Source organism: Algoriphagus aurantiacus (genome assembly GCF_035156405.1).
GTDB classification, from domain to species: domain Bacteria; phylum Bacteroidota; class Bacteroidia; order Cytophagales; family Cyclobacteriaceae; genus Algoriphagus; species Algoriphagus aurantiacus.
Window position 1 is genome coordinate 1 of sequence record NZ_JAXRUT010000002.1, and the last position, 11740, is coordinate 11740.

Sequence of the window (11740 nt, forward strand, 5' to 3'; positions counted from 1 at the left end):
AAATTTGAGGGAAGGCTGAAGCTGGACATCAATACGGAAAATTAATTAATTAGTTCCCTTCCCTTGGGGCACCCCAAGGGAAGGGAAGGACAGAGTTTAGCTAACACTCCCACAATTATCGTCATTGCATTTCCGGTTTTACTTCCATTTTTCAAAAATGTGCCAGAATTTATGTTTCTGCTCAATGTGAGTTATGTTGTTTTCTTCTCATATATATTTTTAGAAGTTTTCAAATTTTTAATCAAGCCTAGTTACATCAATGCCGACATCATTTCGGCAGCTGCTTGTGGGTTGTTCCTACTTATAGAAACGTTTGTTTTTCTTTTTCAAATATGGGTTTACACCGATCAAAATTCATTTAAAGGCATTGACTATTCAAGTCCTGCACACACATTTATTGACTTGGTATACTACTGTTCCATCACTCTGACTACCATTGGTTATGGCGACATAACGCCAAATGCCCACTACACCAAATTAGCAGCGTCACTTATCGGAATTGCAGGTCAGTTTTATTCGGTCGTTTTAGTTGGGATATTAATCAGCAAGTTTACCAATCATTCAAATTCAAAGTAATATGCACACAGGAAGTCATTACAAACTATCCGAATTTTTACAATGGACTAGACGGGATATTTACATCTTAATATTATTAGCTACCATTCCAACGGCTTTATATCAATTATTCGATTTAAAATGGATAGCCATTCCTTGGGTACCGGTTGCTTTAGTCGGTACTGCAGCTGCTTTTATTGTAGGTTTTAAAAATACTCAATCCTATAATCGGCTTTGGGAAGCCAGACAAATCTGGGGTGCTATCGTCAACACGAGCCGGACATGGGGTATGATGAGCAAGGATTTTGTACATGCCGATAAAAATGAAATTGAAGCCCTTTTTTACAGGCATTGTGCTTGGCTTACAGCTTTGCGTTTTCAATTGCGCAAGCCACAATCTTGGGAAAACACCAACAAGAAACACAACATTGAGTATCGCAACTACTATAAAGTGCCAGAATGGGAAGGAAATCTGGATGATGAGCTGAAAAAGTATCTTTCAGAAGATGAGCAAAAATACGTATTGAGTAAGAAAAACAGAGCAACCCAACTAATTGCTTTACAATCTAAACATATTAAATCTTTAAGATCTGATGGAAGAATTGAACACTACGAATATGTAGAATTGGAAAGACGGTTGGCTGATTTATACGACCATCAAGGCAAAGCCGAACGCATCAAGAACTTTCCATATCCAAGACAATTTGCCAGCATAAATATGTTTTTTGTGTGGCTTTTGGTTTTGATGCTGCCCTTTGGCATGCTCAATGAATTTCAAAAATTAGGGGATATTTTTGTTTGGCTTACCATTCCTTTCTCGGTTATCGTTTCTTGGGTTTTTACATCAATGGAAAAAGTAGGTGAAGCTACTGAAAATCCATTTGAAGGTGGTGCAAACGACATTCCTATGGCTGCATTAAGCTGCACTATCGAAATTGACCTGAGAGATATGCTTGACGAAATTAATCTTCCCGAGCCGATTACATCTATAAACAACATCTTAATGTAAAATCATACTACTTTTGAAATGAAGAAAAGAGAGAAACTTGACATCATTCACAAGTGGTGTCCCATAGCGATAACCTCTATTTCAAGTGTTAATAACTTCATAGATTTTGTAGAATAAGTCTTGGACTTTTTTTGTTTTGGGGGACTTTTTAAAAAAAATAAGAAAGTCCTGTTCGCATCAAAGATGTTTAACTTTACTTGGTTTGTGAGCCCATTTTGACACAGTCTCAGAGCGAGAGAACTGGCGGTGAGTGATAGGGGTGCTTATGTCCCTACCTTTCAGCAAGCTCTTTGGCATATATTTCAAAACTCTTAAACCTGCATTCGTTTTTGGTTATTCATGGAGAAAAATATCCTCAATGGGCAATTCAAATAGCCTGGAAATCTTAAATGCAAGTGGTAAACTGGGATCGAATTTCTCTTTTTCAATAGCGTTTATTGTCTGTCGAGAGACCTGAACTTCAATCGCCAGCTCCTCTTGGGTCATGTTCCGTTCTGCACGAAGTACTTTAATCCGATTCTTCATTTGTATCTGATACTACCGACAATAGACGAGATAGAATAAGTTACCCCCATGAGTGCGACCAGGAGAGCTATTTCCGCATTGAAGGATATAACATTTGCTATGTCTAACATAGAATAACTCATGCCGCCAACCACGCCAACTCCTAATGCGATGGCCATTGCATCCATCATAATTTTTCTGTGCATTTCGTCTAATCCATTAATATATTTCCTGTTCATCATGATCATGCCTACGCCAACAAATGTATTGATCAATATAAATAAGAGGGAAATATTGGAATTGTAATCCCAAAGAAATTTCGGGCCAAAAGCTGGTAAGGCCATTGTTAATGCCCAGCCCCCTGTCCAATAAGCCAAGTGCCTCAAGTTCTGTCTTTCAGTAGTGTCGTACTTGTTTGATTTTGTTTCCATAAGTAAAGTTAATTTGATTTTATGTAAAGTTTTATTTACATAAATGTATAATAAATTTCTAAAATGTCAAGTTTCATTTACATTAAATTTATAAAGTATGACCAAGGTTTTCTGTGATTCTAATTGCTGGTATAAAAAATTGCAACGATGTATTTAATGGAAGGAGCGCAACCGGACCATAAAAAGTTGAACTGAACGGGAAAAAGCTACAAGTATCAAAGCCGAATGCAAATACCTGAGTTTGTTTTTTTCTATTAAGTTTTATGAAGTCAAAAAATAGATTTTATCTGACAGTTTTGTACCTCAAGTTCGCTAGGATCTTTTTAACTCCATTAGTACCATCAATTTCTTCACCGCATAAGCGGAGAAGAATAGGTGCAGAGAAGGTGGGAATTTCAACAGAGGAGGGGTAAGTGGTAAATATTCAATACTTGCAATTAATCCAATCAAACCTTTTTCTGCTAGACAATTTTTTAATGGAAGCATTATAATTTTCCTTTCTACTTTATATTTTATTTTTTAACTTAATGATTCTCAAGAGATTGAAAAGGATGTTTCGATAACAATTTAATGTGACTTGTTTTTTTATGTGTAATGAAAACTCGGATCCTGTTCCTTATTGCGGTTTTTATCCTACACCATGAACTTTTTGCTCAGAACGATTCTACGCTTCAAACCATTCAATTCGACCCCAAGCCTTCTCAAATACTTCTTAGCCCTATTCTGTCTGCCAACCTTATCGGAAGTAATCAATGGGAGATCAATATTTTCAATACGCTAACTACAAGGAATATTGAAAATATTCGGATACAAAAAAGGCCCTTTGTAGATCTCTATGATACCACTATCACTCAAAATAGATTTTCTTATATGGAAAATCTCATACAAATCCAGCATGGCATACCAGGTCTTTCACGTCTTAATTTTGGTGTGGACTTCTACTTTTCACACGTGCGTGGAGATAGTGACATAAATAGTTCCCCTTTTCGAGTGTTTGGAAATAACACAGAAACAGGAAGTACCTATAGGGATTTTTCTGCTATAGGACCGAGAATCCGTTGGATACCTTTTCGCAAACTTCCTGAACTTACAGTCCAGGGCTCTGTGGTATTTGGAGTAAATGATTCCATCCGCCAGACATTGTATGGACGGGACCGTACTCAAACACTGACCCAGTTTACTTTTTATCAGCGTTTTAGACCTTGGTTATATGCCTTTGCGCAAACAGATGTTTCAGTTTATCTTAAAAACGACAACTATCGCAATAACACCTTCAGCTTTCCGGTATTTCTGTTCGCCTCTGCAAATATTTGGGGATTACGTTCAAATGCCTACCCCAAGTTATATGCACTCGTGTCCTGGTCATATGCCAGTAGATATGATGATAATATTAGAGGGGAGGATTGGCTTGTCAAGCGATCTTCTGAATCACAGATTGGTGTGGGTTTACTTTCTCAGTGGAATCCTCAGTGGGGAGTTACTCTTTGGACCCAGAAACCCATCAAATACGAATTGGGAAGCGCTTCCAATACAGTTATTCCCAAAAGTTGGTACAGTCTAAGTCTGGGAATTCGATACGTTTGGAGTACAAAATCGAATAAGCAGAAGCAAATCCAACTTCAGAATGATAATTAGTCTATTTGCTATTAACAAAAACAAATTTAGTCGCATTCATCGCTGAAACTGAAACATAGTACCACAAACAAATACTGCCTACCTGTTTGATTGGACGTAAGCAACAAGAAGTTATCTGTAAATATTCCCTGAGTATACAAAAGTGCCTCTTCTGGGAAATCGAAATCCTCAATAGTGATAAATGTGCCCGAAAGCTCGTCATCTTTGAAAGGATGGCCTGTTGGATCGGATTGGGTTCTCTTAATTTCCATTTTTGGAACAGTGGGATCATCGCGGTCGGTAAAATCGTATAGTGGATCCCCATCAAAAGAAACCGGTGAAAGGTAAAATTCTCCATTTACAGTAATTGCTTCCCTAGAAGTTCTTTCAAAATCTTCTGGATCACTACTGTTTATACTAAACAGAAGTTCTACCGTATGTGTGGTGTCGTACACATTCATCACTTTAATAAAATCAAAGGTTGAGGTTGCAAAAGAAATGGGAGTAGTTATTCCACCTGAAGGTATCATTACATTGGGAGCACCCACTGGCAGATCTGTTGGGAAATTTCCAAGTACATCAAATGGTTGTTCCGCAAACTGGATGCTGTTATTCTCCACTCTTAAAGTAACTGTGGTAGCACCAAGTCCAGCGGGAACTTTAGTTGTCAATATAGTAGGTGTACGTTCTTCTATTGTGGCTTTTTGATTATTAAAAAATACTTCTGTTTTATCATTAAATCCTTCCCCTTCAATCAAAACAGGACCTCCAACCGGATTGCTGTTGGGAAAAATTCCTGCAATGGAGACAGGATCTGAAAGAATTAAGACGTTTTTGCTACTGTTGTCTCCTCCGACTGTACCTGTAACAGTCAGAACTACGGTATATTCCCCGCTCTCTAAATATTCATGGGTAGGATTCTGGTCCGTTGATGAGCTACCATCACCAAAGTCCCAGTCATACGAAATGGCATTACTAGATAAGTTGTTGAAAATCAAAGTGCATGGCGCTTGGCAGTTATCATTTTGTACGGAAAAATTGGCCGAAGGTAGGGTGTCATCATCTTTACAACTCCATAATAAATAGAGCATGCAGACCATCATCAGTATAAAAACAGGGATAGATGAAGTTTTCATAATAGTTATATTTAAAAGGGCCGGGAATTTTCATTATATACTTACTATTGATGTTTCTAATAGAGGAAGAACTTCATCTGCTTGATATCTCAGATCTTCTATTTCTTCATGGAGTTTCAGAAGCGCTAGGTTTGTGCTCTTTACCGCCTTTCGCTGTACAATGATCCTTGGTTTATTGCCGTTCCAAGAATCTTTAAGCTTAGATATAAGTTCCTCGTTAAGAGGAAGTATTACCTCTCCATATGTGTTTTCTAGAGCTTGTTTATAAAGCATACTGAGTCTTAGCGATGTATTTTTATCCCAATATTGCTCCACTACCTGCACATAAGAAAGGTGGTTTTCATGCATTTTATTCCGGGCATGATTAAGGATCTCAATCTGACGGTTCAAATTGCGCAGCTCACCTTCTTGAGTGAATGTATTAGAAACATATTTTAAGGTTTCCTCCATATCCAAAATAGCATTTAAAAACTGCAAGTAATTATTTGTTATTTCTGCATAAATGCCTTGCTTTTTATTGGTTATTTCCGAAAACAGAGAGTTGATTTTTAAGTTGATTGTTTCAAGCGAATCTTTAAAAGAAATTTGCTCAGCAAGCATTCTTTTATTTAGACTGTCTGCTAAAGTTTCAAGTTGTTTTTTTTCCTGACTTAGTTGCGCTATTTCAAGTGACAACATCCTGAAGGCAGAGGTTTTGACTAAAAATTCAATTGTTGGATTTTCAATTTCCGGTGAGGGAGCATGAGTCTCACCTCCTCTAGGATATTTGATTTCAATATCCGAGGATGTTAGGATCAAGGTGATGTTTCGGGTTGTTCGGGGAATGATAATAGAAGCAATTCCATTACCATCAGTGGTGCCTGCCCCAATTCCTTTGCCATTTTCAATAATGTTTATTCCCAGGTTTGGAACTTCTTTTTGGGTCTCCTCATCAATTATTCTAATGCTAACCCTATAAGTATCCTGAGCATAGCCAATGTGGATGGTGAATAATGTGATGATGAAAGCGAATATAAGTTTCATAAGGGATCAAGGGTTAGAAACAATTCATTCTTGCTCAACATAATCTCCCTTCGAAATCTCTCCTGACCATTATATATGATGCTTAAAACAGAGAACTCACCTTGTTTTTTTGGTAGAGTTAAATCAAATATTCCATCTACTCCAGTAGTATCTTTTGCCAGTCCGCTATCAAATTCCACGATTGCTCCGGCAATTCTTTTTCCGTTTTCATATACAATCCCACCAATTTGCAGATATTCCACTTCGGGTTGTATATTAAACTTTATTCTCCTGCTCTCCTTAGGTGTATATGCACTTTGTTGAATAATATGATATGATCCGGAAAGCATTTCAAGTTTGACGGTGTCATCAATATATTTTTGAGGAATATTTACAAAATTAACGACCCCATTATCTACTTCACTTATTGAGGAATGGTAATCACCAAGCTGTAACCTCACCTTACCGGGGTCTATCACATCACTGACTCCTTTAGGTCCATAGATTTCAACAGTAAGATAAAACTCTTCCATATTATCTGGTTTATCCGATGTATTCTCTGATCGGTATATACTTATGGCCACGATCAAAACAGTAGCAACTAGGGTAGCAAGCCAGAATTCCAATTTTTTATACCAGATATTTTTATCAGTTGTTCCTGTTGGGCTATTGATGGTTACGTTTCCACCGTGGATCTGATAAACATTGCCACCAACCTTCCAACCTTCTTGCTGGAACAATGCCTTTGCCTCAGCAGCAACCTTTTGGGATGATCCAGCAGGAATCTGACCCAATTTTTCTATGACTTTATTTTGTTGGTCAAGATCCGGTTCTGTGATTTTTGTGAGCTGTTCTTGTAAATAATCCGTGTTTAAAAAAGAAATATAAGAAACGGAATGTATTGCTTGTAAAGATGGAGGTAAAGGCGTTTCATCCAATTGAACGGGAATCAAAACTTTTCTGAGTGCCAAAGCAGTATTCCATTCAAATTCCACAAAATGTGAATTAGCTGCTTCCTTCGACCAAAGCAATACAAAAAGTGAGTGATTGGCTATACCTTCTCCAATAGCTTTTGGCCATTGCTGACCTCCATATATACTTTCCTGATCCCGCCATACAGCTATCCCTTTCTCCAGAAGCAACTGTTGGATTTGCTTTGCTTCGGCAACATTGTTTCTGCTGTAGCTTAGAAATACATTATGGTCAATAAATTCAGTCATATTATGATGAACTAACTAATTCAAAAAAATACAATTAGATACACTAATATTCTGATTATAAGGGTATAACCTTATCTAAATTTAAATATATCAGAAGTTAAATCAAATGAATTTAGATCATATTTATTCTTGCCCTATGATGCTAAAAAATTTCTTAAATGAGAGCATAACGAATAAAATGCTAAGCTCAGAGAAAAATATCATCAGGTTCAAAACAAAAAAATACTGTTCTAGGAAAGGTAATAGAGCGTATTCAGGAGTTAATTCTAGAGAAGAAACTAAAGGTCAGTTGTAGATTAAGAGTCTATGTCTGCCTCGGTACTTGCTTTGTCTTTCGGCTTTATAATGTCTTCGAGAAGCATAGAAATACTTCTTCTTATAAGAACCTATTCCACAGAATTGCGAGGAGTAACTATAAAAAATACCCTGTGCAGGGTATAGAATCTTCAACTATTTCTCTTTTCTTACAATAATCTTTTAAAAGACACCTTTCGTGACCCTGAAAGGATTGGGAACGACCTACCAACTTTTGTTTCATCTCTGGGCTTAAATCCAGGTTCTTTTTATTCAACCAACCATAAATGGTTTGAGCAGTATTTACATCCAAATTGTCTTAAATCACTCATACTGTTGAACTCATTTTATCAAATAAATCATGAAACTTCAGAAAATCTTGGATCGGCTTAGTTCCATAGAAAAGAACTCTTTTATCAAAATTATTGATGGCATAATATCCAAAAGTAAAGAGAAGAGTAGGGAAATAGAGAAAATCCTTGTCCCAGCCAATAAGGGGTTAAAAACTGTAGATAATGAAAACATTTCAAAGATATTTGACCTTACCTCTGATGAATTTACGGACTATATCCAATGTGAATTTCAAGAAGTAAACTCTCAACTCGACATTCTCATCGATATCATTATCCGTGATGGGAATTGTATTATGAGGCAAGATTGGTTTTCACGTCTATACGATGCTGAGATTAAAGCGCTAAATACAAAGATCAAAGCCTTGGCTGTGGATTTTGCAGATGATAAGTCAGAGCTTAGCGCTGAGCGCAAAAGAGATTATAGGATTTACCAAGCTTGCTTATCAACTGCTTTTTTTAATGATGTGGCTAATAACAGAGAGGCGAAAATCACTTCTGATGAACTTTCCATAATTATTACGCTCTCCAAAGAACTTGGGCTGTCTCAGGAGGAAATCAAACTGATTAATTACTCCATCCTTGGGGTAAAAAAAATAGAGATTCAAGAAGTCATTAATAGTCTAAAAAATATAGGAGTCATTTTTTACTCAAAAAAGGAAAACACACTTTTCGTTGCAGATGAAATGGTCCGCGTACTCAGAAAAGTCCGCAAAAAGGAAGTAGCCGACAAGTTTTACAGACGCACACTCAAACTCCTGAGAGAACCTGTCATTAATTCCATAGCCAAGAATCATAATATTGACAGGAAGCTGCCCTACCCAAAGAAAATTGAGGAAATTATAAATGCGGGGGTTTCCTTTACTGAATTACTTTTAAATGATATATATAAAGATGGGATTACACTTACAGAAAAGAAGAAGGTACTGAACGAGCTTTGTGAAAAAGGTCTCCAAATAACTTCTTTGAGAGGCAGTACACTTCAGGAAAAAATAGATAGCCTTATTCAGTACTTTGAGAATGTAGAGAAAGATGAGAAAGTTGGCATTTCCATAGATGGATATGATAAACTTCTGACTGACCTTAATCAATCACTTTCTTTAAATAAAACGCTGAAAGACCATTTTGAACTTCAGGATGAATATGTACTAGAAGCAGACTTTTTATTGGATTACAATATCAAACCACGTGATATCCTTGATTTGATCAATAAGGAGGAGCTCGACAAGTTTAAAAAGGAACATGGTGTCAAGCAACGCGGGGATGATATTCTCAACATTTTGGAGCATTATAAGGATGTGGAAAATCTCTATCTGGAGAATTATGAGAATGTAGGCTATAGAAATTATAATCAGCTGAAAGAAAACGGCATTCAGATACGTGAAAGTGAGCTTGGAGTAAAGTTTGAAGAGCTTACCAAAATCATTTTTCTAGGGTTGGGTTTCAATGTGGATGACAAGTACAGGCAGGAATTAAATACCCAAAAAGACCTTATGGATATCCTGATCAACCTTGGAAATCAGGAAGTCATTATCATAGAGTGCAAGACTAGCAAAGAAAGTGGCTACAATAAGTTCAGTACGGTATCACGGCAACTTAAATCTTATCAGAACATTGCACTGAAAAACAACCTCAGAATTGTCAAAATTCTGCTTGTGGCGCCGGAGTTCAGCGATGATTTTGTCACTGATTGCGAAATGGATGTAGATATGAATCTTTCTCTGTTAACAGCCTCCAGCTTATTGGCGATTTATGAGGCTTTTAAAAATTCCAAGTACATGGCATTTCCACATGTGCTTTTTAGGGATGTAGTCATCAATCAAGAACGGATAGTAAAAGCGCTAAGTAAATAAAATCACCTCCAAACTAAGTATTCAATATAAAAGCTACATCTGGTCACTGCTGATCCCAACTCACTTTCTGGGAAGTCATTGAAAGCAAGAGAAATTGGAGTTAAGGTAATTGCCGAACCCGTTTTTTGGACTATGATAGGCATTCAAATTGATTAAAATATGAACAATAATTTTAGTTTAAAGCTTTCCAATAGGGTTAGGTTTCTGGATGTCTTGGTGATTTTTTTATCCATCTATTTATTGGGAGCTCTTTTGATCGACGTATTTTATGAGCTTCCTTCAGAGACAACATCACTACTACAGATTTTTAACTTTGTAATTTGTTCAGAATTTTTCTTGATTTTTGCATACGTTTTTGCCAAGCTGAGAATAAGCTAAAATTTATGAAGTGGGGATGGATAGACTTAGTTGCCAGTATTCCTATGGTTGATTTTTTAAGGCTTGGTAGATTGGTTAGAGTGATCAGAATATTGAGAATTATCAAGGCCTTCAAAAGTATCAAAGCTTTTATGGATAGTTTCTTTGTGAATAAGGCAGAGGGGACAATGAATTCAGCGTTGATTATAGCTTGTATGATGATCATATTTTCCTCCATTCTCATATTACAGATGGAAAAAGATCCCACAAGCAATATCACTACCGCGGGGGACGCGCTTTGGTGGGCGTTTGTCACTATTACCACTGTGGGGTATGGTGACTTATATCCTGTTACGCTCGAAGGTAGATTGGTGGCAGTTATTTTAATGACTACAGGTGTGGGTTTGTTTGGGACTTTTATCGCATTTGTGGCAAGTTGGTTTGTAAAAGAATGAAGCCTGATAGACCAAATCGTACTATTGATTTCTTTCCCCAATATTTTACTACAAAAATGGAAAAGTATATTGGTCAGCTTGCAGGTGTTGTGCTATCTGGAGGAAGCTCGACATGAAACTGATGACAAATCAAATCACCTTTGATTGTGCCTAATAAATTAGAATATGGATAACATTAATTTTTTATTTGCCACACTGTTGCATTAAGTCTCGGATTATTTCATATTTGCAATCTTGTTGCAATATAACTTAATCATTCACGATGCTTGAAGCCATCAATCTAACCAAGAGCTATGGGACGTTCCAGGCGCTCAAGGGACTAAATCTTAAAATTGAAAAGGGGGAGGTATTTTGTTTACTGGGTCAGAACGGCGCCGGAAAGACAACTACCATAAATATTTTTCTAGGCCTGATCCCGTCGACTACTGGGAAGGCACTGATCAATGGCATTGAAATCAAACCCAACTCCTCTGATTTCAATAAACTGATAGCCTACATCCCGGAAATTGTACAACTCTATGGCAATCTATCTGGGGTAGAGAATTTGGATCTCTTTAGTAGAATGGCAGGGTTTAACTATTCCAGGCAGGAACTGGAGGGGTTTTTAGTCAAATCAGGTCTACAGCGGGAAGTGATTTCCCGACCTTTGTCCACTTACTCCAAAGGGATGCGTCAAAAAGTGGGTATTTCCATCGCACTGTCGAAGCATGCCGAGGTTATTTTTATGGATGAGCCTACTTCGGGACTTGATCCAAAAGCTACTGCGGAATTTACTACGATTTGCAAGGAATTGGCTTCGAATGGCACGTCGATTTTTATGGCCACTCACGATATTTTCAATGCTGTAAATGTGGGAACCAAAATAGGCATCATGAAAGAAGGAGAATTGGTTCACATGGCCACAGCCAAAGATGTCGAGGCCAAGGAATTACAGGAGTTGTATTTGAAAACTATCTAAAC

The 11740-nt window shown here is 37.2% G+C and carries 11 protein-coding genes; 6 read left to right on the forward strand and 5 right to left on the reverse strand.

Annotation, left to right across the window (positions count from 1 at the left end):
• Positions 1-63: 63 nt before the first annotated feature.
• On the forward strand, positions 64-576 hold the full coding sequence (locus SYJ56_RS01975; RefSeq protein WP_323831889.1) for a potassium channel family protein: 513 nt from the start codon (positions 64-66) through the stop codon (positions 574-576).
• A gap of 1 nt (position 577) precedes the next feature.
• Positions 578-1564, forward strand: coding sequence for a bestrophin family protein (locus SYJ56_RS01980; RefSeq protein WP_323831891.1), 987 nt, complete (start codon positions 578-580; stop codon positions 1562-1564).
• A 333-nt stretch (positions 1565-1897) separates the two neighbouring features.
• Here the strand turns inward: SYJ56_RS01980 and SYJ56_RS01985 are convergent, their stop codons facing one another.
• Together SYJ56_RS01985 and SYJ56_RS01990 are read right to left on the reverse strand one after the other, a co-directional pair.
• Complete coding sequence (locus SYJ56_RS01985; protein ID WP_323831893.1) at positions 1898-2089, reverse strand: helix-turn-helix transcriptional regulator; 192 nt, start codon at positions 2087-2089, stop codon at positions 1898-1900.
• Positions 2086-2499 (reverse strand): hypothetical protein, encoded by a 414-nt coding sequence (locus SYJ56_RS01990; protein WP_323831895.1) that lies wholly within the window; start codon positions 2497-2499, stop codon positions 2086-2088. Before SYJ56_RS01990 ends, SYJ56_RS01985 begins: the two co-directional genes overlap by 4 nt.
• Before the next feature lie 594 nt (positions 2500-3093).
• Between SYJ56_RS01990 and SYJ56_RS01995 the strand changes: the two genes are divergently transcribed.
• A complete protein-coding gene (locus SYJ56_RS01995) occupies positions 3094-4134 on the forward strand; it encodes a hypothetical protein (protein ID WP_323831897.1) in 1041 nt (346 codons plus the stop codon).
• Between the two features lie 26 nt (positions 4135-4160).
• Here the strand turns inward: SYJ56_RS01995 and SYJ56_RS02000 are convergent, their stop codons facing one another.
• The 3 genes from SYJ56_RS02000 to SYJ56_RS02010 are packed head-to-tail and all read right to left on the reverse strand — an operon-like array spanning position 4161 to position 7471.
• On the reverse strand, positions 4161-5249 hold the full coding sequence (locus SYJ56_RS02000; RefSeq protein WP_323831899.1) for a PKD domain-containing protein: 1089 nt from the start codon (positions 5247-5249) through the stop codon (positions 4161-4163).
• Between the two features lie 33 nt (positions 5250-5282).
• The gene (locus tag SYJ56_RS02005; RefSeq protein WP_323831900.1) at positions 5283-6272 is read right to left on the reverse strand and encodes a hypothetical protein; all 990 of its coding nucleotides are present in this window, start codon (positions 6270-6272) and stop codon (positions 5283-5285) included.
• Complete coding sequence (locus SYJ56_RS02010) at positions 6269-7471, reverse strand: toll/interleukin-1 receptor domain-containing protein (RefSeq protein ID WP_323831903.1); 1203 nt, start codon at positions 7469-7471, stop codon at positions 6269-6271. Before SYJ56_RS02010 ends, SYJ56_RS02005 begins: the two co-directional genes overlap by 4 nt.
• A gap of 655 nt (positions 7472-8126) precedes the next feature.
• Here SYJ56_RS02010 and SYJ56_RS02015 point away from each other — a divergent pair.
• The 3 genes from SYJ56_RS02015 (at position 8127) to SYJ56_RS02025 (ending at position 11738) form a co-directional block, all read left to right on the forward strand.
• Entirely contained in the window at positions 8127-9968 is a 1842-nt protein-coding gene (locus SYJ56_RS02015) for a hypothetical protein (RefSeq protein WP_323831905.1), read from the forward strand.
• Positions 9969-10288: 320 nt separating this feature from the next.
• Positions 10289-10780 carry a potassium channel family protein gene (locus SYJ56_RS02020; RefSeq protein ID WP_323831907.1) on the forward strand — a complete coding sequence of 164 codons (492 nt, stop codon included), beginning with the start codon at positions 10289-10291 and terminating at the stop codon, positions 10778-10780.
• Positions 10781-11042: 262 nt separating this feature from the next.
• Positions 11043-11738: an ABC transporter ATP-binding protein gene (locus SYJ56_RS02025; RefSeq protein WP_323831909.1), complete on the forward strand. Its 696-nt coding sequence runs from the start codon at positions 11043-11045 to the stop codon at positions 11736-11738.
• The last annotated feature ends 2 nt before the right edge of the window (positions 11739-11740 follow it).